Annotated in this window: 18 protein-coding genes; 6 read left to right on the plus strand and 12 right to left on the minus strand. The window is 60.6% G+C overall.

Annotation, left to right across the window (positions count from 1 at the left end):
• Positions 1–133: 133 nt before the first annotated feature.
• The 3 genes from K3174_RS12605 to K3174_RS12615 are packed head-to-tail and all read right to left on the minus strand — an operon-like array spanning position 134 to position 2,964.
• Entirely contained in the window at positions 134–823 is a 690-nt protein-coding gene (locus tag K3174_RS12605; RefSeq protein ID WP_221559036.1) for a PIG-L deacetylase family protein, read from the minus strand.
• Positions 820–1,737 carry a methionyl-tRNA formyltransferase gene (locus K3174_RS12610; RefSeq protein WP_221559038.1) on the minus strand — a complete coding sequence of 306 codons (918 nt, stop codon included), beginning with the start codon at positions 1,735–1,737 and terminating at the stop codon, positions 820–822. The genes K3174_RS12605 and K3174_RS12610 overlap by 4 nt, the downstream gene beginning before the upstream one ends.
• Before the next feature lie 6 nt (positions 1,738–1,743).
• Positions 1,744–2,964 (minus strand): glycosyltransferase family 4 protein, encoded by a 1,221-nt coding sequence (locus K3174_RS12615; RefSeq protein ID WP_221559039.1) that lies wholly within the window; start codon positions 2,962–2,964, stop codon positions 1,744–1,746.
• A gap of 473 nt (positions 2,965–3,437) precedes the next feature.
• Between K3174_RS12615 and K3174_RS12620 the strand changes: the two genes are divergently transcribed.
• The 6 genes from K3174_RS12620 to K3174_RS12645 all read left to right on the plus strand — a co-directional run bounded on the left by K3174_RS12620 (position 3,438) and on the right by K3174_RS12645 (position 11,801).
• Entirely contained in the window at positions 3,438–5,459 is a 2,022-nt protein-coding gene (locus tag K3174_RS12620; RefSeq protein WP_221559041.1) for a polysaccharide biosynthesis protein, read from the plus strand.
• Positions 5,449–6,648: a DegT/DnrJ/EryC1/StrS family aminotransferase gene (locus K3174_RS12625; protein ID WP_221559048.1), complete on the plus strand. Its 1,200-nt coding sequence runs from the start codon at positions 5,449–5,451 to the stop codon at positions 6,646–6,648. The genes K3174_RS12620 and K3174_RS12625 overlap by 11 nt, the downstream gene beginning before the upstream one ends.
• A gap of 252 nt (positions 6,649–6,900) precedes the next feature.
• Positions 6,901–7,437 (plus strand): polysaccharide biosynthesis/export family protein, encoded by a 537-nt coding sequence (locus K3174_RS12630; protein WP_247712151.1) that lies wholly within the window; start codon positions 6,901–6,903, stop codon positions 7,435–7,437.
• Positions 7,437–8,669, plus strand: a complete 1,233-nt coding sequence (locus tag K3174_RS12635) for an outer membrane beta-barrel protein (protein WP_221559049.1) — start codon at positions 7,437–7,439, stop codon at positions 8,667–8,669. The genes K3174_RS12630 and K3174_RS12635 overlap by 1 nt, the downstream gene beginning before the upstream one ends.
• Positions 8,670–8,873: 204 nt before the next feature.
• The gene (locus K3174_RS12640; RefSeq protein ID WP_221559050.1) at positions 8,874–11,219 is read left to right on the plus strand and encodes a GumC family protein; all 2,346 of its coding nucleotides are present in this window, start codon (positions 8,874–8,876) and stop codon (positions 11,217–11,219) included.
• A 15-nt stretch (positions 11,220–11,234) separates the two neighbouring features.
• Entirely contained in the window at positions 11,235–11,801 is a 567-nt protein-coding gene (locus K3174_RS12645) for a sugar transferase (protein WP_221559051.1), read from the plus strand.
• On the opposite strand, the gene K3174_RS12650 is transcribed toward K3174_RS12645, so the two are convergent.
• The 9 genes from K3174_RS12650 to K3174_RS12690 form a co-directional block, all read right to left on the minus strand.
• A complete protein-coding gene (locus K3174_RS12650) occupies positions 11,798–12,499 on the minus strand; it encodes an HAD family hydrolase (protein WP_221559052.1) in 702 nt (233 codons plus the stop codon). The genes K3174_RS12645 and K3174_RS12650 overlap by 4 nt on opposite strands.
• Positions 12,477–13,424 carry an ATP-grasp domain-containing protein gene (locus K3174_RS12655; RefSeq protein WP_221559053.1) on the minus strand — a complete coding sequence of 316 codons (948 nt, stop codon included), beginning with the start codon at positions 13,422–13,424 and terminating at the stop codon, positions 12,477–12,479. The genes K3174_RS12650 and K3174_RS12655 overlap by 23 nt, the downstream gene beginning before the upstream one ends.
• A 17-nt stretch (positions 13,425–13,441) precedes the next feature.
• On the minus strand, positions 13,442–14,578 hold the full coding sequence (locus K3174_RS12660) for a glycosyltransferase family 4 protein (RefSeq protein WP_221559054.1): 1,137 nt from the start codon (positions 14,576–14,578) through the stop codon (positions 13,442–13,444).
• Positions 14,579–14,891: 313 nt separating this feature from the next.
• A complete protein-coding gene (locus tag K3174_RS12665) occupies positions 14,892–16,193 on the minus strand; it encodes a UDP-glucose dehydrogenase family protein (RefSeq protein WP_221559055.1) in 1,302 nt (433 codons plus the stop codon).
• 223 nt (positions 16,194–16,416) lie between these two features.
• Positions 16,417–17,214 carry a LuxR C-terminal-related transcriptional regulator gene (locus tag K3174_RS12670; RefSeq protein WP_221559056.1) on the minus strand — a complete coding sequence of 266 codons (798 nt, stop codon included), beginning with the start codon at positions 17,212–17,214 and terminating at the stop codon, positions 16,417–16,419.
• A gap of 453 nt (positions 17,215–17,667) precedes the next feature.
• Positions 17,668–19,062, minus strand: coding sequence for an alpha-amylase family glycosyl hydrolase (locus tag K3174_RS12675; protein WP_221559057.1), 1,395 nt, complete (start codon positions 19,060–19,062; stop codon positions 17,668–17,670).
• On the minus strand, positions 19,053–20,003 hold the full coding sequence (locus tag K3174_RS12680; protein WP_221559058.1) for a sialate O-acetylesterase: 951 nt from the start codon (positions 20,001–20,003) through the stop codon (positions 19,053–19,055). The genes K3174_RS12675 and K3174_RS12680 overlap by 10 nt, the downstream gene beginning before the upstream one ends.
• 2 nt (positions 20,004–20,005) lie before the next feature.
• Positions 20,006–21,538 (minus strand): MFS transporter, encoded by a 1,533-nt coding sequence (locus K3174_RS12685; RefSeq protein WP_247712152.1) that lies wholly within the window; start codon positions 21,536–21,538, stop codon positions 20,006–20,008.
• 115 nt (positions 21,539–21,653) lie between these two features.
• Positions 21,654–22,694: a LacI family DNA-binding transcriptional regulator gene (locus tag K3174_RS12690; RefSeq protein WP_221559059.1), complete on the minus strand. Its 1,041-nt coding sequence runs from the start codon at positions 22,692–22,694 to the stop codon at positions 21,654–21,656.
• Positions 22,695–22,902: the final 208 nt, after the last annotated feature.

A 22,902-nucleotide genomic window follows, 5' to 3' on the forward strand; every position in this document is an offset into this window, starting at 1 on the left:
GCCAAGAAAGTTGACGAGTCGTGCATTGAAAGCGTCGAGTTGTGGACCTCCGGTCCGTCGACCAGACTCGCGCTCGGTTTCTACCGATCTGCCAGTAAATAGGATGTTGCGTTAAAGTCTTGACGCCGGCTTCTCAGCTGCCGAATATCGACCGTACGTGCATGAACGCCTCGGCCGCTGGCAGATGAACGGTCGAACCGCGTACGGCAGCGAGTGCGCGTAGCGTCTCCGGGCTGCGTTCGTCGGGGAAGGGGCGGACCTGGCTGGCAAAGGCTGCAAAGGCTTCGAGCTTCCGCTCGAGCGTACGGGAGATGTCGACGAATACGTCCGGAACGAAGGCGGGAGTGGTTGGAGCGGCGTACCAGTTCGTCTCGCTCACCGTTTCGTAGCACAGGATTTGTCGCGGGGCCGCGGCGTGCCGTGGACGGGCAGCCACCATGGCTGCCAGAAAGGTCAGTTGATGGTCCAGATGGATATCGCCGACAAATGGCAAGAGTAGCGTGTCAGGGCGAAGCGCGTCGACCAATTCCGCGAACGGGGCATTGCATTCCCGGGCCGGTATCGTGTCGAGTTCGGCCGCTGGCAGGTTCAACAGCCGGGTATCGGTTACGCCGATGATGGCATGCGCGCGCCGCATTTCCTGTTGTACCTGCTCAACCTGTTCGCGAGGGAAGCTTGGCTGCTTGCCGGTTGTGGCAATGGCAATGGTGACTTCGCCGCCCTCTTCGACCAACCGTGCAAGCGTTCCCCCGCAGCCCAGGATTTCGTCGTCGGGATGGGGAGCTATGGCGAGAACGCGGCCAAACCGGTCAGACAGTTTCATGACTGCTTTCTACCCAATACGGCATGTTGAAGGGGCGCTCTGCCTGAGACCGTTTCCCATACTTCCACCTTCAGCAAGCCTTCAGCGGTCATGACAGTAAAATGCTCCTCCGTGCGCTCTACGATCTGGCCTCGCATGGCGTGGTAGTTTCCGCTGTCGGGCAGCACGCGGCTTTGCCAGATCGTCAGACGGTCTTCGCCGTTGCTAGTGAAAGCCCCAGGGTAGGGCTTGCCGACCGCGCGCACCAGACGTTCTATTGTGCCGGCACTGTCGTTCCAGTCGATCAGCCCGTCAGCGGGCGTCCGCTTCGCCGCATAGGTGGCGTAACGCGCATCCTGTGGCTGGCGCGGCAATTGCCCGCTGGCGATGGTGGCGAGCGACCTTTCGAGCATTTCCGCCAGCGCGGCCTGGTGTTTCGCGTAGAGCGATTCCGCAGTCTCGTCGGCGGCTACGTGGAAGAATTGCTGATCGATCAGGTCGCCGTTGTCGACATCGTCGCCGAGCCACATCAGTGAGCCAGCCGTAATCGGTTCCTGCAGCAGGATCGTCCAGGGCAGTGCCGCGCGCCCGCGCAGCCTCGGAAGAGCGGCTGGATGATAGCCGATGATCCTGTCCGGCTTCAGGTTCATGAACTCCGCGCGGCAAATCTGGGACCAGCCGATAACGAAGATAAAGTCGACATCGGCTTCGACTATCGCCTGCAGGCATTCGGCACTGTTGGAACTGAGCGTGCGGAAGAGCCTGGCGCTGGCGGCATCGGCTATCCCGGCAAGATCTACGAAATCCGAATGGCGTTTTGCAGCCGCCAGTTCCAGCGTCACGACCAGCTCGAGCGACCAGTCCGGTGAGCGGGCCAGGATTTCGGCGGCTAGCGCTGTACTGCCAACACATCCAACAAGGGCTGCCTTAAGCATAAAAATTCAGTCCCCGGGGCTGGCGAAAGAATGGCCCGGCGGCACATGTTCCGGTGAGCCATGCACTCCAGCAGATGCCCGCTCGCCGACGATGCGCAACAGGCCCATTTCGCCAAGCAGCTGGCGATTGACCTTATGCACGTCGTATGTCTCCCGCGCCACTTTCAGCGAGGCTTCGCCCATTTCCTCGACGAGGCCCGGTTCCGCAGCAAACCGCATCATGGCCGTCGCTAAGTCCCCGGCATCGCGCGGGCGAACCAGGAAACCGTTGACGTCCACCTCAATGGCATCGCGACATCCGGGTAGATCGGTAGTGATCACCGGGCGCGCGCTGGCCAGCGCTTCGAGGATCGTACGGGGCAGTCCCTCGCGATAATAGGAGGGGAGGACGAATACCGAGCAAGCGGCCAGATAGGGGCGCACGTCATTGGTGCCGGGCACGAATTCGACATTGTATTCGGCGGCCAGTTTCTCGCTTTCCCTGCGGGAAATGCCGGCAGGATTTTCGTCCTCGCATCGGCCGACGATCTGAAACTCGCACGCCGGGTATTTTCGGCGCACGATGCGCGAAGCTTCCAGAAATTCCATGATTCCCTTGTTGCGCATGAGTCGACCGATCATGAGAAACCTTATCGACCGGATAACGGGAGGGCAGGCGGGAAAACGATCCAGCGACACGCCCGACCCGGGAACCTGGATCACCTTCTGCTTGCGGTCGACGATTCCCAATTCGATCATATCGTCGCGATCGTCGGCGTTGAAAACGAATGTGGCCTGCGCCCGTGCAAGGGCAGCGCGATAGAGCCGGGCTACGACCGCCTGCAGTCGGTTGGAATAGCCGCCGTCCATGCTGAACACCTGGCCAAGGCCAGACATCAGCGCGAAGAACCGCGATTTCGCGCCGACGAGTCCGGCTATCCGGGTCGCTACGCCCCCGTAGATGATCGGCTTTTGCGTATAGGCAAGGACGATATCGGGCCTCTCCCGCAGCACCTGTCGAATGTAGTCGAACACCAGGCCGAGATCGGACAGGATATTGGTGCCCGTGCGCTGCATGGGTGTGATCCGAAACTGGACGCCCATCGCTGCCAACTTGCTCTCGGTATCTTCATCACGGTCGGGCGCGCAGGCGATGACAGTGTGCCCGTTGTCGACCATCGCCCTGAGCAAGTCACCGCGAAAATTGATTAGCGAATAGGCTAAGCTCGAGAAAACAAGGACTTTCACCGAAGCCAATCTCGCGCAAACCCGGATTTGGCACCGCAGGGGTTCTGACGAGCACGTCGAGCGCCCGGTAATCGGTGATCAATCCCAAAAGTCACTCTCGCGATATGAGGGCAAAGGCCTTGGTCAAGCAACCACGGCAGACGGCTACTATCCTTTCGATATGTTCGGGCGGACCATTTGGAATATCGTCCTGTACCGTGGGTAGTGAAGTTCAGCCAAAATGTTGCAACCTTAGCTGACCGGGTGCTTCATGCGGGCTGACGACTAATCCGGCTATTGCCTGCTTGCTCATGCCCCAGTGTCGGTCCGGTGCGCTAGCATATCCCCCCAGCACGAAGTTGTCGTGCCCAACGAAAAGATGCGGGATCGGGCAACAGGGGAATGGACCAGAGCTGATGAACAAGCCTGAGAAGATAATTCAAAGCAGGAATCCGCAGCTCGGGGACGAGCAGGCCGGCTACGTTTCGTCACGCATGCGAAAGAGGGTTCGGCGCCTGACCCGCGACATGGCGGTGATAGGCATCGACTTTACCATCGTTTTCGTAACGCTCTATGTCGCGCTCATCCTGCATCCGGTGGGCATCTTCGATCCGTGGCCCGGTCTTGCGGTATTTTCTTTGGCCTTTGCGGGTGTCGCGACCACTGTTTTTGTCCTCTCGGGGCTCTACAGGCGCAGTTGGAGGTTTGTGGATTTCACCCATTCCAGCTTCCTTGGCCTGGTTATCCTGGGCGGGCTCGTGCTGGCCTGGCTGGCTGCCTTTGCCCTGTCGGTGACCCGAGCGGACGCGGCGGCGCTGGTTCCGGTGGCTGCGGTTCAGTGGGCATTCGCGACTCTCGGCATGCTCAGCGTGCGAATGATCCGGCGGGTCGAGCGGCAATTTTCCGAGCGGCAGTTTTCCGTGCGGCAGAGGTCGGCTGTCCGCCAACGGCCCAAGGTAACCGTCCGCAAGAAAGCAATTCTGGTCGGGTCGTGGCAATGGGCGCGATTGTCCATAGACCTTGCGCAGACCGACCATGGATCCTCGGTGGAAATCCAAGGCGTGCTCCTCCCGCGCCAAGAAGACTCGCTCGTGCGGGTAGATGATGTTCCGGTTCTGGGCAGTCAGTACGAACTTGCGGCGGTGTTGCGCCAACTCGAATTCGAAGGCAACCTGCCCGATTATGTGATCGTCTGCGACGACGGGACTTTCCTCAGCAACCGAGACGTGACGCGCATTATCCATACATGCCGCGAAAATGAGGTGGAGGTTTCCCGGGTGCGCGACCCCTGGGGGCAGCTGCTACAGCATTCTTCCGGGCCCAAAGCGCAAGGCCTGCCGATCGAGGAACTGTTGGGCCGCAGCGAGTACAAGCTCGACAACAAGAGCGTATCGCGACAGATCGCCGGCCGCAGCATCCTGGTGACCGGGGCAGGCGGAACCATCGGTTCGGAGCTATGCCGCCAGATCGCGCAGATCAAACCATCGAAACTGGTGCTGCTCGATTCGAGTGAGTTCAATCTCTATAAAATCGAGATGAGCTTGCGGGAGCTCTATCCCGATATCGATATCGTAGCCGAAATCGCCAGCATCTGCGATGCGGCGGCGGTCAATCGCGTGTTCGAAGCGAACCGGCCGCTGATGGTATTCCACGCTGCCGCACTGAAACATGTGCCGATCGTGGAAGCCAACCCCTGTGCTGGAGCAATGACAAATATCGTTGGGACCCGCATCGTTTCCAACGCGGTGTGTCTGTACGGCGCGAAGGCCATGATTCAGGTTTCGACCGACAAGGCGGTCAACCCGATCGGGGTGATGGGCGCGACCAAGCGCGTCGGCGAGCTTTATTGCCAGGCGCTCGACATGTGCGGGGTGGACGACCAGGATGCCCCGCGCTTCATGACCGTGCGGTTCGGCAACGTCCTGGGATCGAGCGGATCGATCGTCCCCTTGTTCGAGCGCCAGTTGCGCGAAGGCAAGCCGCTTACCGTGACCCATCCGGACATCGAACGTTTCTTCATGACCGTGCGCGAGGCGGTGCAACTGATCCTGCAGAGCAGCTCGAGCGCGCTCGAATCCAAAACCCAGCGAGGATCGATCTTCGTACTCGATATGGGCAACCCGGTGCGGATCGTCGATCTCGCCCGGCGCATGATTGCGCTGTACGGTCTCGAACCGGAAGAGGACGTGCCGATCGAGTTCGTCGGCCTCCGGCCGGGCGAAAAACTCTACGAAGAGCTGTTCGACATTTGCGAGGAGCAGGTGGAATCGGGAATCGAGGGCATATTCGAGGCGCGCTCCCGGCCGATCCCGCTGCCCTTCATCACCATGGCCATCAATCGTATTGCCGAACGTGCGGCAGCCGGGGAGGACGAGGGTATCGTGAGGCTCGTCCATGGGCTGGCGCGCTATCCTGCCAACGGCAATCACCAGGATCTGCTGCTATATTCGTCGGCCGCCGATCTGACCATGCTGTTCGAACGAGCCTATCTGGCCGAGGCTAACAATGACCGTTAACGCCATGCCGATAGCGGCCGTGCCGCAACAGGTCCGTTCATCCTGGCCGCTCTTCGAGGCAGACGAGCGCGAGGCCGTGATGAAGGTTCTCACCACGGGCAAGGTCAATGCGCTGGTCCATGGCGACGAGTGCAACGGCTTCGCCGATGAATTTGCCGAGTTTATCGGTGCCAACCAGGCGATCTGCATGGCCAACGGCACGGTGACGCTCGAGATCGCGCTGCGCGCGCTCGGCGTGGGGCCGGGGGACGAGGTCATTGTTCCGGCACGCAGCTTTTTCGCCACCGCCAGCTGCGTTGCAGCGGTGGGCGCCTTGCCCGTGTTCGCCGACGTGCTGTCGCCTTCCCAGAACATCGATCCGGCTTCTGTCGAACGGATGATCACCTCGCGCACCAAAGCCGTGATCTGCGTGCACCTCGCGGGCTGGCCCTGCGACATGGCAGCGCTGTGCGACATTTCCGAGCGGCACGGCCTGTTCCTGATCGAAGATTGCGCACAGGCTCACGGCGCAGCAATCGACGGGCGCAAGGTCGGCACCTTCGGTGACGCCGCCTCCTTCTCGTTCTGCACCGACAAGATCATGTCGACCGGTGGCGAAGGCGGGCTGCTGATCATGCGCGACGAGGCGGCTCACCAGCGCGCCTGGTCCTTGAAAGATCATGGCAAGAACCCGACGAAGATCGCCGACGGCAAGGGTGCGCCCGGGCAGTTCCGCTACATCCACGACAGCTTGGGCAGCAATGGCCGAATGACGGAGATGCAGGCGGCAATCGGGCGGGTGCAACTGAGAAAATTGCCCGATTGGCTAACGGCGCGCAGGGCAAATGCGGAATTTCTATCGGAAGCGTTGACGGGCCATCCGCTGCTGATCGTGCCCGAGGTTCACGCGGCCATCACGCATGCCTGGTACAAGTTCTATCTGCTGTTGCGTCCCGATGCGGCCGATACCGAAGCGCGTCGGGCGGCAATGATCGGCCAATTGGTGGCGAAGGGTATTCCCTGCGGTACAGGTTCGTGCCCCGACATGAGCCTCGAGCTGGGCCTTCAAGGCCTTGGTTGCCGACGCGATGGCACGCTGGCGAATGCGCATATGCTGGGTCATCAGACGCTGATGCTTCTGGTCGATCATACGCTCGATCAGCAAGACATGGCGCTTGTCGCGGAGGCCCTGTGGGAGCTCGCGACGTGAATAGCGCCACAATATCGCGACCCTGGCCTGCTGGAAACGGGATTCGAATTCGATGGGCTTGACTGAAACGAAACTAAGGTTTTCTCTACATGAGGGAGTGGCGAAGTTGCGGGTGTATCTCGAACTGGCCACGATATGGGGCCGGGGAGCTGCCGGACTGATCCGGACATCGACTTTCCGGCAGATTGAAAAAATGGGGAGGGCTTTGACATGATGCAACGCACCAGGGACCTGATACGAGCTTTGATGTGCATGGCGGGATTCGCCCTGCTTGCCGCGTGCACCACCTCGCTTTCCAGTCTGCCATCGACGCCGCCCGCAAGCATGGCGGATTATCGGATGCAACCGGGCGACGAACTGCTGGTGACGATCCAGGATGTCGAACAAGCCGATCGTTCCTACATCATCGATGCCGGCGGGATGATCTCTTTGCCGCTATTGCAGGAAGTCGAGGTCGCGGGGCTCGATTTGCGCGCAATCGAAGAACGCATTGCGGAAGGATATCGCTCGCGCAATGTACTGACCAGTCCGATAATATCGGTTCAGCCGGGAGCTTTGCGGCCGTTTTACGTGATCGGCGAAGTCACGTCGCCGGGCGAATTCACCTATCGTCAGGGCATGACGATTCTTTCGGCGATCTCAGCGGCCGGCGGCTACACCTACCGCGCGCAAGAAGGCGAGGTCGAGGTGGTCCGCTCGGTGAACGGTCGAGAGGTCCGCTCGCGGGCGAGCGAAGATGCACCCATTCTGCCGGGTGACCGGATTCGCGTGTACGAGAAGTGGTTCTGATGCGCCGCCAGCACTGCTGGCTCGCAACAGCAGCGGTTTGCGCTATCGCCGGTTCCTCGACTTCTGCTTCGGCGCAGGAGATCGGATCGACGGCTGCTAGCGTATTCGGAGACGATCCGGAATTTCGGCGGGACCCGATCTCGGTCGGCCCTTTCACCATCGAGGTGGGGGGCGAAGCGCAGCTCGAATACAACAGCAACATCTACGCCGAGCCCGTCGATACCGAGAGCGACGTCGTGGCCCGGATCCGCCCATATGCCGAGATAGAGCACACGGCCGGAGCGTTTAAGACCACGCTTTCGACAAGGCTCGATCTGCGTCGCTACGCGGATTTCGGCATCGAGAATGCGGAAGCGGCAACGGCACAGCTCACCACGCTGTGGAGCCCGCAAGAGGGCGAATCGTTCTATATCAGTGGCTCGGCCAATCGCGTGGTCGAAGATCGCGGGGACCCTGAAGCGCGGCAGATTCAGGGCATCGGGCCACGCATCTATCGCATATTGGGGGGCACGGCCGGCTATAGTCGCCGCGGATCTCGTTTCCTGGTCGAGGTCACGGGCGATATCCAGAATGTCGACGCACTCGCAGCAATAGACGACGATCGCGATTACGATACCTATTCGGGCCGGGTGACTTTGGGTTATCGCTCCGGCGGGCCGTTCTACTTCACTGGCACCGGCTATTATACTAGGCGCGAATTCCGGCTTCCCGAGGCGATCACCAATATCGATCGCGATGTGTCCACGATCGGAGGTCTCCTGGGTATCCGCTTCGACGATGGGGGGCTGATCGAAGGCAGAGTGGGGGCGGGCGTCTTCAGGCTGACAGCCGACGATCCGGCCCGCCAAGGCCGCACGGGCTTCTCCTTGCAGGGCCAACTGACCTATCGCCCGCGCCAACGGACCGCGATCAGGCTAAATCTGTTCAACGGGGACGTTACATCCTTCCGCTCCGGTGGTTCGACGCGAATCGAAACGAACATCGGGTTGACGGTCGATCAGGAAATTCGCCACAATCTGCTCGGATCGATCGGCGCCGAATGGGAGCGGGTCAAGTTCTCCGGCGGGAGCTCCAACCAGGAGCGGTGGCGAGCGACCGGCGGCCTGGAATATCTTTTGAACCGTCATCTGTCGGCGTTCGGCAGGGTGAGCTACAGCAACCGCAACAGCGACGACCCGCTGGATGAATACAGCCGTTTCCAGGCAGGTGCGGGCTTGAGGCTGCGTTTCTGACGACCCGAATGCAGCGCCGTTACCGCGGGCTTGCGAAATCCGGCGCACAATTGCCCGACAGGCATATCAAAATGGGCTAACCTATATAAGTCGCCCGCGATACCGATGATGAAGTGCCGAAATGCGCGCGATGTGCTCATTATCTGGCGCAGGAAACTTTCAAGGGGGCTGCTTTCGAACAGGTAGCAGCAGGCTGAAAATCGCATGGCAAATCTGGTAGAAGTCAACGAATTCGAGAACAATCTGCCAGCGGAGCGGCGCCTCCCCTGGACCTATCGGCCCGAAGCCGTTGCGCACCATACACTCTCTTTGCGCGATTTTGTGCGTTTGCTCGAACGGCACAAGCGCATGATCCTGGCTGTGATTGCGCTGATCACCCTGCCGGTCCTCGCATATCAGCTGCTTTCGCCGAACCTGTATAGCTCTACCTCGCAAGTCCAGGTTCAGCTTATTGACGAGGTCGGTATCAACCAGGCCGACGTCAGTAACCGCAACGAGGTGCGCGTGACGAATGCGGTGCGCCTGCATCGTTCGCGATCTTCGGCCGAAGCGGTGGTTCTCGACCTCGACCTTATTAACGATCCCGAATTTCTCCACGAAATGGGTGAGTCCGCCGAAGGCGGCACGGTGAAAATGCACAGAGCGATCAACACGCTGCTCGACAAGCTCACCGTGACCAGCGAGCCGAATTCCGACCTCATTCAGGTGACCATCACAACGGAATCGCCCGAGCTTTCAGCGCGAATTGCCAATCAGTATCCGCTATCGGTGAGCAAGGTTCGCACGCAGCGCGGTGCCGAACAGCGGGGAGAGCTGCTGCAATCGCTGCTCGCCGAGCGGGACGAACGCGAAGAAGCTGCCCGAAGCGCTTCGAACGAACTGGCGGCCTTCCGGAGCGAAGCGCGCATGCCCTTCGGCCTCGGGGCGAACGAGAACCTGTCATACATGAACCAGATCGCCGCCGAAGCGGCCTCTGCCAGCGCCAACAGCGCCGGGTCGTCGTCGCGGAGCGCGGTCATTGCGGGTGCGGCTGGCCTTCGCAGTACCGCGCAGGCAACCTCCGCCGCAGTCCAGCAGCTCGAGCGCCAGCAGGCCACGCTGGTCGCCGAACGGGCGCGGCTGGGAGCCACGTTCGGATCCGGTCATCCCGACATGATGCGGGTAACCAGCGAACTGGCCTCTGTCGAAGCGGCGCTGGCTTCGCAACGCGCCGATGCGCGCAGCGCGGCCCAAGCCGTTGCCGACGCCGAATCGGCTCAAATGCGGGAAATGGCACGCAGCCAGGCAGCGCAAGACGCGGCGCGTGCAAGCCGTTTGCAAGGGGCGCTTGCCTCTGTGCGGTCGCAGGCGTTCCAGAACAACGAGAATTCGGTCCGGTTGTCGGAGCTCGAGCGCAATGACGCGCTTGCCAATGCAGCCTTTGCATCGATCGTCGAACGTATCGAGCAGGTGCGCGCGCAGATGCAGCTCGAAGGGGTGAATACCACGGTGGTTTCGCCGGCGGTTGCGAACTACGATCGTATCTCGCCTGCGCCGGCGAAAATGACTCTGATGGCGATGCTCGGCTCGGCCGTGCTGGCGGTGATGATTGCATTGGGGCTCGAGCTGGCAGATGGCCGGTTGCGGACATCCGCACATGTGGCGCGGCACTTCGGTCTGCCGACACTCGGCATGTTGCCGCGCATCGAAGCCGGATTGTCCGACAAGATCGGCGAGAGCCCGGTGATCCAGGACCCTCATTCGCTGTTCGCCGAGGCCGCGCGTTCGACTTATTCGGAGATGCGCTCGCTACGAACGCAGCGTGGGCCGCAATCGGTGCTGATCACCAGCCCACTTCCCAATGATGGCAAGTCGACCGTATCCCTCACGCTGGCCGCCGCTGCAAAGGTGATGGGGCAGAGCGTGGTGCTGGTCGATCTCGACCTTCGTGTCCAAGGCTTGCTCAAAGAGGTTCAAAGCAACCTGGATACCCCGGATATCGTCGATGTCCTGACCGGTCGTGCGGATCTGGCTGAATTGCTGCGGGATCCGGAAGTCAAACCCATGCTCGATACCCCCGATGGCTTGAGCCCCGACGAAATCGACAGCGCGTTCGCGCAGGACAATGGCCGTATAGTAATTCTGAGCGCCAAACGGGCGGTCGAGAATCCCGCTGCGATACTGAACGCACAGAGCCTGCGGCGATTGCTGACCGAGCTTAAGAACCACTTCGATCTGCTGATCATCAACGCGCCCGCTGCGCTTGCCGTACGCGACGCGCGTGCCATGTGCGACTTTACCGATCATACGCTGGTGGTTTCGCGCTGGGGAAGGACCACCATCGAACAAATGAGTGCCACGCTGGAGACGCTCTCCGGTCGCGCCGACGGGGTCGTCTTCGACCATGTGGACTATGCGGAACACGCGCGCCGGCAGTATGGCGATGCCATCCAGTTCTACGTTGCCGCATCGGATTATTACTCCGATCATCACGAAGGCCCGCCATCGCTCAAGGACCGCATCATGCGAATTTTCCGCAAGAAGCGGGCCGAAGATGAGTTCGCCTACTAGCCTTCGCGAAGCATCATGGTGTCGCGACTGGTTGCCTTGTTTCTGCTGATCCTGGCGCTTCCGCTGCTGGCCCTGCTGGCGCTGCTGGTGAGACTTTCAATGGGTCGGCCGGTCATTTTTCGCCAGATCCGGTCCGGCAAGAACGGGGCAGACTTCGTTCTCATCAAATTCCGCAGCATGAACGATGCGCGCGATGCGCAAGGCGAACTTCTTCCCGACGCCGATCGCACTACGACGGTGGGCAGCCTCTTGCGTCGCACGAGGCTCGATGAATTGCCGGGTCTGCTGAATGTCGTGCGTGGCGAAATGAATTTCGTCGGGCCACGCCCGCTGCTGCCGCATACCATCGCACAGAAGGGGCAGGCGGGGCGGCGGCGCGGCGAGGTCCGTCCCGGGCTCACCGGTTGGGCGCAGGTCAACGGCAACACATTACTCACGCTCGACGAGAAGATGGCGCTCGACATCTGGTATATCGACAATCGGGACGTCTGGCTCGATCTGCAGATCATCCTGCGGACGCTGCTGGTCATGGTCGGCGGTGAACGGCGGACCGGCTCCGCGGTGCGCGAAACGGGAAACTAGCCAGCCGTGGCCAGCACCGAAGCCAGTTCATCCAGAGAGCCAATTCGCATCTCCGCCGCGTGATCGGAAGATTGCGGTTCTGGTGAGTGTACTCGCCCGACGCGGTCAATCTGCACTGTACGCCAGCCGAGCGCGCGAGGGGCGATGAAATCCTTCATGGGGTTGTCGGCGATGTAGACATGCGCAGCCCCCGTTTCTCCCGACCACGCCATCACCTGTTCGAAGGCCCGCGGATGCGGCTTGCCCATACCATGCGGTAGCTCCCCTGTCGGGATGACAAGGTCGAACTGGTCGGCAATGCCGAGCGCGTCGATCTTGGCGCGTTGCATTGCGGCCGGGCCATCGGTGATGATCGCACGGCGACGGCTGTCGGCGGAGAGGAAGCGCGCAGTATCGGGGCACGGGCGGATTCGCGGTGTATGCCCGCGATAGACCTCGACCAGCGTGGCTATTGTGTTCGCGTCGGACGCGATCCCGAACCTTTCGAGTGCACGATTGAAGATTTCGCCGCGCACACCGTGCTCGAACAAGGTTCGGCAGGTGCCGGGAACTACCGCATCGCCATGCAGGACACGCAAATGCCGCTCTACCGCGGCAAAGCCGCTAAAGGCGAAGTCCCTCTCGAGATAGAGTGTGTCGTCGAGGTCGAAGACGAGGACGCGCACGACCGTACTGCTAGACGAAAACGGCATTGTCATAGCGCAGCATAGTCAGCCCATCCTGCCAGTCGTCGCAAGCCACCAGCGGCAGCCCGATGGCAGTGCGCAGGACGTTCTCGGCGAAATGTCCGCCCGCCCGATCGGCCAGCGGATAGCCGCCGCCGAAGCGGGCGTTGATCTCGATGATCCGCGGGCCCAACCGCGGATCGTCGAACAGCTGGAAGCAGAGAACCCCCCGCGCCCCAGGCAAAGCTGTGGCGAGATCACGAGCGATGATTTCGAAATCGGCACGGCGGACAGTGCGGCCCTTTTCCACCTCGCCGGCGCGCACGGACATCCGCAGATGCGGGATCGCAGCGTGCATGACGCCGTCTTCACCGACAAAGAGGTTGATAGTATACTCGTCGCCGCCAAGCGCTTCTTGCACCAGCATTGGCTCGGAGTATGCGCCCTTCAACTCGGACAGGTCCTGCAGCAGCGCGATGCCCCTGCTGGCGCTGCCAGCGACGGGCTTGATAAACAGTGGCCAGGCCCAGCCTTCGTGATCCTGCCGGAACTGTTCGAGCGTCGCTGTTCGAGGAACCGGAACGCCCGCCTTGGCCAGCACATCCATAGTGCGCTTCTTGTCGCGCACGATATCGATCGCCTCCTCGGAAGAGACATGCACATAGGTGCCCTGGGAGGCAAAGTCCGTGCGCGCGGCGGCGAGCGGCTGCAGTTCGGTGTCGATCGTAGGTACGACCAGCCCGATGCCGTTGTCGCGCACGTAATCGAGCAGCCTGGGAATATAATCTGCATCGGTGCAACGCGGCGCGGCGAAGCGCGCGTCGGCCAACGCGCAGGCTGCGCTCAGCTCGGGATAGAGATCGCAGGCGTGTACTTCCAGCGCCACGTCCATACGCGCTGCGGAAGCACGAAAACATTCGACCAGACCTGCGCGCCTGCCGGCGGAGGTAATAAGCATTTTCAGCGCTGGCTTGCTCATTCGGCAGGCTCTTCAAGGCTGTTTACCGACCCCTTCGGAGTGGCGATATGCGAAGAAAGCGCCTCGGCAAGTACCGCATCCCATCGCCGCATCACCGATGCCGGAGCAAATTTGCCGATTGCGCTTTTTGCGGTGGTGCCCAGCAACTCGCGCAGTTCCGCATCCTCGATGCAGACCTGCATGGTTCTGGACAGCGCGTCTACATCTTCAGGTGGCACGAGCAGACCAGATCGACCGTGTTCGATCATTTCGGCGGGCCCGAATTCGCAGTTGCTGGCGATTACCGGCAGTCCTGCGGCCATCGCCTCGCCGAGCACGTTCGGGAAGCCCTCGTAGCGCGATGACAGGATAAACAGATCGGCATTTTCCACCCACGCACCCGGTGCGGCACTATTGCCCGCCAGTTGCACTTTGTCGGCGATATCGAGGCGGGCGATCTGCGCTTCGAGCGCGCCGCGGAGCGGACCTTCTCCGAAAATCTCCAATCGCCAATTCGCCGCCCGTGTCCCAAGTGCGGCGAATGCATCCAGCAGGATATCGAAGCCCTTCTGTTCGGTCAGCCGCCCCACCGCAACCATTCGCAAATGTTCGCTGTCCTTGCGCCGTTGCGGCCAGGCGCTGACGGGATTGGGAATGACGCGCAGACGGTCGTGAATATCCTCTGAAAAACAGCGCTTGACCGCCTCTGTCTGGCAGATGATCAGCCGGGCCCGACGATATGCCAGGCCGAGCATGGCATTCCATGCAGGGTGCTTTTTCTGCCGCTCGGGATTGTTCCGCTCGCAGCAGACCACCGGTATCGACAGGCCAGCCGTTGCAATCAAAGCGAGCAGGTTGTTCTTTGTGAGGAAGGGGATGACCACATCCGGCCTTTCCCTGCGCAATAGCTGCCTGAGATCGCGCAGATTATGCAATTTAGAAAGTCTGCCGCTAAAGCTACCGCCATCGGCCCGTCTCAGTCGGTAGCGGGCGATCTCGGCGCCGAACTGGTGAAATTCGGGATCTGCGGGGGAATCGAAACTCGCAATCCCAACTGTGACGCCGCGCGCCTGCCAGTGGTCGGCAATCTGCGAGATCACACGTTCCGCGCCGCCCGCGCCGAGCCCCGAGATGACAAACATGGCCTTGGGCATCGCATACCTTGTCGTGTCCACGGCGCCTGGCGCCCTCCAAAGATCTGACAACTCTTATAACAGACAAGCAGTCGTCGATGCGTATGCATCAGAGATACCACGATTGGACAGATCGCTACCCGGAAGAGCATCTCTCTTGATGCTGCCATGCGATTGGCCGTTGGGGGGCAGACGGCCAACCGGTTGTCCATGGCGTTTCACAGTGCCTTCGAAAATATCGAGCCGGCGCCGACACCGACCGGAGAACGCGTTCCGATGCCGTCAGGCAGGCGAAACCCAACGCCCCGCAGGTTCACGGCCTTCGGGTAGACGGTCAACGGCCGACACCGATATATTTGATGCCGAGCATTTCGATTTCGTCCCGATCATAGATATTTCTGAGGTCGACAAGGACCATTCCCTTGAGCTTGGCCTGTACCTTGCCAAGGTCCAGCGCTCTGAACTCGTCCCACTCGGTAACGATGGTGATCGCTTCGGCATCGTCCATGGCTTCGTAGGGATCGTCGAAATAGACAACATCTCGAAGGACATCGCGGGCGTTGGGCATGCCCTCCGGATCGTAAGCATGGACCACGGCGCCCGCATCCTGCAACGTCTGAACGATAGCGATTGCCGGGCTGTCGCGCATGTCATCGGTGTTGGGCTTGAAGGTGAGGCCAAGAACGGTGACTACCTTGCCGCGGACGTCGTCACCGATCGCCTGGATCACCTTGCGGCCCATTGCGCGCTTGCGTTTCTCGTTGGTCTGCACGACGGCTTCGACTATGGCCTGCGGGGCCTCGAAATCCTGGGCTGTCTTGAGCAGCGCCAGCGTATCCTTGGGAAAACAGCTGCCTCCGTAACCGGGGCCGGCATGGAGAAACTTGCTGCCGATGCGGTTGTCGAGTCCTATCCCGCGCGCCACCTGCTGCACGTTGGCGCCGGTCTTTTCGCACAGGTCGGCGATTTCATTGATGAAAGTGATCTTGGTCGCCAGGAACGCGTTTCCAGCATATTTGGTAAGTTCTGCGGAGCGGCGGTTCATTTCGAGAATCGGCGACTTGTTGAGGCTGAGCGGGCGGTAAGCCTCGCGCATAGCCGCAAGCGCACGCGGATCTTCGCTGCCCACCACTATTCGGTCGGGCCGTTTGAAGTCCTCGATCGCGGCCCCTTCGCGCAGGAATTCGGGGTTGGAAACCACCGCAAAATCACCGTCGGGCCGCGTGGCCGCAATGATCCGCTCGACCTCGTCGCCGGTGCCGACAGGAACGGTCGACTTGGTCACGACTACGGTAAAGCCGTCCATGGCGCGGGCGATATCCGCCGCGGCAGCTTCGACGAAACTGAGATCCGCATGGCCGTCGCCTCGACGTGACGGCGTGCCGACCGCGATGAACACGATGTCCGCGCGAGCGACGGACGGAACCAGTTCGGTGGTGAACGAGATTCTTCCGGCCTTTACATTGCGCTCGATCAGTTCCGCGAGCCCGGGTTCGTATATGGGCACTTTGCCGCCCTTGAGTGCATCGATCTTGGCGTTGTCCAGATCGACGCAAACGACATCGTGGCCGAAATCGGCAAAGCAGGCCCCTGAAACCAGGCCGACATAGCCGGAACCGATCATCGTGATCTTCATAGCATTTCCGTTTCACCAAGTGGGATCTGGAACCTGCGACCGACAACTACCGAACAAATCACCGATTTGCCGCTTCGGGAGAGTTGGATGGATTAGATCATGGACCGCAGTTTGACCATGCGACGACAGCCATCTCCAATATCCCGCAGGTCGAAACAGGATACATTTCGACCTGCGGGATACGGTTTTCTTTGGCGGTCTGGGCCGTTTGCCGTTGCGGTGTTCAGGCGCTCGCTGGGCGGGCCTGAGCGTGGTTGTCCGCCAACATAAAGGGTGCCACGCCGTTCGTGTCACATGTTTCCTCAAGCCCCATCGCGTCATTGGCTTTAGTGCCCAGTGCGCGCAGATTGAGGTCGGACATGGTGGCTTGCACGCCGTGATTGACCGCGCAAATCGCTGCCTGCGTGCGATTCTGTACATTCAATTTGCGCAGAATGGCCTTCACATGGACTTTCACTGTCGCTTCGCCGATGTCGAGACGACGAGCGATGACCTTGTTCGGGTAGCCCATGACGAGACAGCGCAGCGTTGCAATTTCGCGTTCGGAGAGCAGTTCCGAAAGCTCACCTTCGGCCTTGGCTTGATCGGCCGTGGCGCGAGCAAAGTGAGGCAGTTGCTTGACGAGCTGACCCGGGACGACCTTCTCTCCGCGGGCCGCCAGCTGCAAGCAGTTGACGAGTGATTCGCAGGAGATTTCCTTGAGGATATAGCCGTCTGCGCCAGCGTCGAAGACATCGACGAGCCTTTCGACCGTGAGATCTTCATGCAAGACTACGACACGAGATTCGGGAAAGGCCTGACGGACCTCTACCACTTCCTTCGCCACGTTGCCGAGCGCGTCGGCGTCGACAACGATCATACCCACGTCTACCCCGCCTTCTTCTTTGGCGGTGATCAGCGCTGCACAATTTTTATGTTGACCGACAATTGAGAATTCTTCGTCAAGCAAAATAGACTTCAGTCCTTCGCTTGTGATAGAATTGGAACAGATAAGAGAAACACTTGTTGATACCGTACGCATGATTGCGCCCCCCGGTTGCCTAAACTATGCTTCCCATTTTTTATATCCTTGGCTGCGCATAAATCGGTGATCTACGCCAACTTCGTGATCTGATCGATCTTTGAAAGTAGCCAAGTTGTTTGATTCGTTAACGGTTGGCTAACCCAATTCTGCTTCACGGGCTAGTAGATTTACGCCATTTTGGCCGTCATGTCCCAGATGGGGACCGTGTTGGAATGATGCCTCTCCAATTGGTGCTCCTCCTCGGTCGGGACACTTTCACGACAATCCTATGACCGATCCTTGGGATAGACAGCCGGCAGGCGAAGGTTCGGGCGATCGAGGTCGCCGAGCTTATTTCCAGGTCGATGCGCAGGGTCAGTTTGAACTATTTGTCAGGCGCGCGACGGCTTTTATCGGCATGACCGTGAGGGTGCGAACACTCCCTCCCTCGCCGCCAAATGCGACAAGAGCTCATTCGTTCGACGACAGGAGTAGATAGCCCCAGGCCGGGATGGTTATCGCCTTGCCTTGCCCTATTGCGACCGACCGATCTTGGCCAAAGGCTTCGTAGATGCCATCGGCCAAGGCACTTGTCGGGGTCACGTTCACCGCATTGCCGCTGAAGTTGAATAGACCGGCAACCTTGTTCCCGTCCGCTTGGCGTACCCAGGCGAAGACCTGCTTTGGCATGTCTGTTTCGAGCTTGTGCATGCGCGCACCCCACTCGCCATTGGCCAGGGCCGGGTTGGCCTTGCGGAAGGCGATGAGGTCGTGAAGGAGCTTGCCGTAATCGCAATTCTCGCGCTTGCCCCATTCGATTGGGTCCTTTTCGAAGAACTCCAATCGCCTCGCATTGCATGCTTCCATCCCGTTGTGGATGAGGGGGAGGCCCTCGCCCGTAAAGGAAAGCACGGTCATCGCTTCGAGTGCAGGGCCGTAATTCTCCTCCATGGTGCCTTCCCAGGCATTGGAATCGTGGTTCTCGATATAGGTCATGCGCATCGCTGAGCGCGGCCACAGACTTTCGTTCTCGGCGTAGTAGCCATAGAAACTGGTGGCGTTTCCCTTGCTCTGCGCGACATTCTTGGACGCGTTGTGCCAGTCCCAGGCATAGGTCGCATCGAAGGCAGCGTGGTGGAAACCTGCCTGCTGCACTTCGCCGAGCATGAAGACCGGTCTGATCGCCTCGAGCCGGGCGCGGGCCGTTTCCCAGAAATCCAGCGGGACATATCCGGCGACATCGGCCCGGTAGCCGTCGATGTCAAACTCGCGCACCCAATATTCCATCGCCCCGCCGACATGTTCGCGCACGCCGGGCTTGGACCAGTCGAGATCGATAATGTCCGACCAGTCCCACCAGGGAGTGGGGCGAAAATCGCCTTTCCAGTCCTTTTCGTACCAGTCGGGGTGCTCTTTCGCGAGGTCGTTGTCCCACGCCGTGTGGTTGGCGACGAGGTCGAGGATGACATGGAACCCTTGCGCATGCGCCGCATCGACGAAGGCCCTGAATTCCTCCTTTGTCCCGAATTCGGGGTTTACTTCGTAATAATCCCGTACCGAGTAGGGGCTGCCCAGCGTGCCCTTGCGATTTTCCTCGCCGATCGGGTGGATCGGCATCAGCCAGAGGATATCGACACCCAGTTCCTTCAGGCGCGGAAGTTCCGCTTGTGCGGCCTTGAAGGTGCCTTCCGGTGTGAATTGGCGGGTGTTGATCTGGTAGAGTACCGCATCGCGGGCCCAATCGGGGTTCTCGATTTCGACGAGCGACTGCGGCGTCCATGGATCGTTGCTCGCCTGGGCGCCGGAAGCATATGCCGCCGACGACAACGCGAAGAGTATCGGGGCGAGTGTCTTTGCTATCCGCATTGTGTTTGCAGTTCGCGCATCGCGGCGGCGAACTCCCTGCCTAGAGTCACGTAGTCCTGCGAACGATAGTGCCAACCGTCGGGCAGAAAGCCGAAATTGTCGCTCGCGGTGACAAGCGTGGCGCAGCGATCGCCTTCGACGAAGGCTTTCTGTTGCGCGCGGACGACGGGTGAATAGGTCATTACCCGAGTTTCCTCGGTGTCGCCCGAGTCCTTTATGCGCCCGATCACCACCGGCAGGTCGTCGTCGCCCAGTGCTGCGCGAAACAGCGATATCAACCGTGCCAGGTTGGCGGCGTAGTTGACGGCGGCGGGTTGATTGTCGAAGGCGTCGGCTTCGCCCTGCATCCAGACGATCCCGGCGGGCACCAGCCGGTCGGCATGACCGTCGCCATCTACATCGCGGGTACGCAGGGCTTCGGAGATTGCGGTGAGCGCGTTGTCGTACTGGTTGCGGCCGTTTGCGTCGGTGTAGTCGGGATCCCATGAACCGAACCCAGAAACGCCGTCGATCAAGCCGGTGCCCCCGCGCGAAAACTTGACAATGGCAATGCGTGCTGTCGGCGCGGCTGCGCTCATGCTGTGGGCGAAGGTCAGCTCGGGGCCGAACCTGTCGGAAAGCATGTTCGTGGTGCCATCGGTGTCGAAACCGAGGCCATGGCCGGGCTTGAGTGGTGCCCACAGCCCGGCACCGCCGCCATCCTTGCCGTCCTCTACCGATTTGCCGTGGTAGATAACGACATTGTCGGGCGTTGAACGCAGCGCCGGATCGATTTCCGCGACATAGCCGAACCCCTCCATGTTCGACTGACCGCCGAGGAAATATAACTCGTAGACATGGCCGGGATTGCCCACGTCCGCTTGTGCGGCGGTGGTTTCGATCTGCATTGGCGCACAGGCAAAAAGGCTTGTTGCGGCGAGCAATGGAGCGAAGCGCGTCACATTTACTTCTCCCCTCCATATGAGATGGTGGTGCGTACCCGGAGCATCGCGGCAGCCGAGATCAGCCACAAAATGGCGGCGAACAGCATCGTCCAGATCGGTTCGCCCGGGAAAAAGGCCTGCATGACCGATCCCATCACTGTCGCCACCAGCAATTGCGGCACGACGATGAAAATGTTGAACAACCCCATGTAAATGCCGAGCTTGGCCTGCGGCAGGTTGCTGGCGAGGATGGCGTAGGGCATCGCGAGGATACTTGCCCAAGCGATGCCAATGCCGATTTCGGCCAGCAAGAGGATATTCGCATCGCGAACAAGGAAGAACATCAGGAAACCGGTCGCGCCCAGCGTCAGGCAGATCGAATGCGTGATCACCTGCCCGAATCTGCGACTTAGCGAGGGTAGCAGAGCGAGGGCTGCGACGGCGGCGACGCCGTTATAGACAGTGAACAACACATTCACCCAGTTCGCGCCTTCATTGTACGCGGCGCTCGCGGTATCGGTGCTGCCGAAGACATATTGCGTGACCACGGGGGTGGTGTTGATCCACATGATGAACAGCGCCGACCAGCTGAAGAATTGTACCAACGCGAGGCGCTTCATCACCTCGGGCATGCCCGAAAAGTCGCCGACAATGCTGGAGAGCATGTTGGCTGTCCTGCCTCGTTTGGCGAAGTGAATGCCGAAGGCGCTCAAGAGACCGTACAGGGCGAGCAAGGCACCGAGTAGCAGCACTTCCTTTTCCAGCCCAAAGCCGTCGACCGTGAGGATGACCACCAGGCCTGCGGCGATCCACAGCGCGCTGCCCAGATAACTCTTGCTCGCCAGCGCACGGACGGGTTGCAGCGATGCTTCCTCCGGCTCGGCCCCGGCGAAAGCGGCCTGCTCTTCCGGGCTGTATTCATGGGTCGTGAGTATGGTCCACATCACAGCGGCAAACAGTGCGAGGCCACCGCCCCAGAAGCTCCACCTGACCGTATCTGGGAGGCCGCCATCCGCGGCAACGTTGCTCACCCCCAGGTGTTCGAGGAACCAGGGAAAGATCGAACCGACGACGGCGCCCGCGCCGATAAACGCGGTCTGCACGGCATAACCTGCCGCATGCTGGTCCGCGCGCAGCATGTCGCCGACGAAGGCGCGAAACGGCTCCATAGAGATATTGAGCGAGGCATCCAGCATCCACAGCATCGCAGCCGCGAACAGCAGCGGTGCGCCCATGGCCGGGCTTAGCGGCATCAGGAACAGCGCGATCGCCGACAGGATCGCGCCGGTCAGAAAATAGGGGCGTCTCCTCCCGAGGCGGTTCCAGGTGCGGTCAGACAGATGGCCGATGATAGGCTGAACGAGCAGGCCGGTAAGAGGAGCGGCAACCCACAAGGCGGGCAGGTCATCGATGCTCGAGCCGAGTGTCTGGAAGACGCGGCTCATATTCGCGTTCTGCAGCGCGAAACCGATCTGGATGCCGAAGAACCCGAAGCTGATATTCCACAGTCCGGCGAAATTCTGACGCGGCTTTTCCCGCAGCATCTGGTCCATGCAAAGTTCCTCGTCCCTGTCCATGCGGTTTTTCTGGTGCCGCTATGGAATTGCCAGCACAGGATTGCTGGCACGGCGTGCCGTCAGCGCCAAGTGCGTATACGAATACGCTGGACTAGTTTGCGGTCCCGCTGCTGCCCCGCACGACGAGCCGGCCGGGCAGCCTGCGGGGTGGGAGATCGCGTTCTTCGATCTGCGCCATCAGCGTTTCTACCAGCGCTTGCCCGGCGCCGCGAATGTCCTGCATCACCGTGGTTAGCGGTGGGGTGGTGAGGCTGGCGGTGGGGATGTCGTCGAAGCCAACCACGGCAACGTCCTGCGGAACCTTGCAGCCTACTTCGGTCAGCGCACGCATGGCACCGATGGCGATCAGGTCGCTGGCGGCAAAGATGGCGTCGAACGCTGTCCCACTGTCGATCAGTGCCTGCGCGGCTGCGTGACCCTCCTCCTCGGTGGTGAGCGCATCGAACTGCAACGCGGGATCAGGTGCGATACGGGCCGCCTCCAGCGCTTCGACCAATCCGCGGTAGCGCCCGGCAAATTCGGGATAGTGATCGTCGGCATGGCCGAGGAAAGCAATCCGCCGACGTCCGCGTTCGATCAGGTGTTCGCCTGCCAGCCTGCCGGCCGAAACATTGTCGGTTCCTACGGTTACCCCGCTCGCATCGCTCGATACCGAACCCCACCGGGTGAAATGCGTGCCCTGCCGCGCGAGTTGCTCCATCCGCTCGCGGTACTGGGTGTAGTCGCCATAACCGAGCAGGATCAGCCCATCGGCGCGGTGGCTATCCTGATACTGAACGTGCCAGTCGTCCTCCATCCGCTGGAACGAGATCAGCAGGTCGAGCCCCCGGTCGGCGCAGGCCCGTGTGATCGAACCCAGCATTGCGAGGAAGAACGGATTTATCATGCTCTCGTCGGGTGTGGGGTCCTCGAAAAACAACAGCGCGATGGTATTCGAGCGCTGGCTGCGCAGCGACGACGCATTTTTGTCGACCGTATAGTTCAGTTCACGCGCGATCTGTTCGATCCTGGCGCGAGTCTTGGCGCTGACCGATTTGTCGCCGCGGAGCGCACGACTGACAGTGGGTTGCGACACCCCGGCCTCGTAGGCAATATCGAAACTGGTCGGCCGACCGGTCGGCTTTCGGCCCATGGCTCTCTCCCGCTCGGGCCATGCCCGGGCTCTAAGACACTTGCATAGAAAGACCGCCGCGCCAAAGCAACGACAAGGCCTTGGGAAGTCCCGGATTCCATCCGTTTCGTGATGATATTGTAAAGTTGCACCGTCGGGTGTTGCCACGCAATCACATACGTATGCTCTCTATCGCAACCGCCTGATCCCGACATATGCGGTTCTCGAA

The organism is Qipengyuania qiaonensis (assembly GCF_019711515.1).
GTDB classification, from domain to species: Bacteria; Pseudomonadota; Alphaproteobacteria; order Sphingomonadales; family Sphingomonadaceae; genus Qipengyuania; species Qipengyuania qiaonensis.

Excerpts from the sequence above, each read along its gene's own strand:
- K3174_RS12645 (WP_221559051.1), top strand. The coding sequence starts at position 11,235 with ATGGTGTCGCGACTGGTTGCCTTGTTTCTGCTGATCCTGGCGCTTCCG.
- K3174_RS12670 (WP_221559056.1), bottom strand. The coding sequence starts at position 17,214 with ATGCGTACGGTATCAACAAGTGTTTCTCTTATCTGTTCCAATTCTATC.
- K3174_RS12605 (WP_221559036.1), bottom strand. The coding sequence starts at position 823 with ATGAAACTGTCTGACCGGTTTGGCCGCGTTCTCGCCATAGCTCCCCAT.
- K3174_RS12675 (WP_221559057.1), bottom strand. The coding sequence starts at position 19,062 with ATGCGGATAGCAAAGACACTCGCCCCGATACTCTTCGCGTTGTCGTCG.
- K3174_RS12610 (WP_221559038.1), bottom strand. The coding sequence starts at position 1,737 with ATGCTTAAGGCAGCCCTTGTTGGATGTGTTGGCAGTACAGCGCTAGCC.
- K3174_RS12650 (WP_221559052.1), bottom strand. The coding sequence starts at position 12,499 with ATGACAATGCCGTTTTCGTCTAGCAGTACGGTCGTGCGCGTCCTCGTC.
- K3174_RS12655 (WP_221559053.1), bottom strand. The coding sequence starts at position 13,424 with ATGCTTATTACCTCCGCCGGCAGGCGCGCAGGTCTGGTCGAATGTTTT.
- K3174_RS12620 (WP_221559041.1), top strand. The coding sequence starts at position 3,438 with ATGCGAAAGAGGGTTCGGCGCCTGACCCGCGACATGGCGGTGATAGGC.
- K3174_RS12625 (WP_221559048.1), top strand. The coding sequence starts at position 5,449 with ATGACCGTTAACGCCATGCCGATAGCGGCCGTGCCGCAACAGGTCCGT.
- K3174_RS12660 (WP_221559054.1), bottom strand. The coding sequence starts at position 14,578 with ATGCCCAAGGCCATGTTTGTCATCTCGGGGCTCGGCGCGGGCGGCGCG.
- K3174_RS12635 (WP_221559049.1), top strand. The coding sequence starts at position 7,437 with ATGCGCCGCCAGCACTGCTGGCTCGCAACAGCAGCGGTTTGCGCTATC.
- K3174_RS12685 (WP_247712152.1), bottom strand. The coding sequence starts at position 21,538 with ATGGACCAGATGCTGCGGGAAAAGCCGCGTCAGAATTTCGCCGGACTG.
- K3174_RS12690 (WP_221559059.1), bottom strand. The coding sequence starts at position 22,694 with ATGGGCCGAAAGCCGACCGGTCGGCCGACCAGTTTCGATATTGCCTAC.
- K3174_RS12665 (WP_221559055.1), bottom strand. The coding sequence starts at position 16,193 with ATGAAGATCACGATGATCGGTTCCGGCTATGTCGGCCTGGTTTCAGGG.
- K3174_RS12640 (WP_221559050.1), top strand. The coding sequence starts at position 8,874 with ATGGCAAATCTGGTAGAAGTCAACGAATTCGAGAACAATCTGCCAGCG.
- K3174_RS12630 (WP_247712151.1), top strand. The coding sequence starts at position 6,901 with ATGGCGGGATTCGCCCTGCTTGCCGCGTGCACCACCTCGCTTTCCAGT.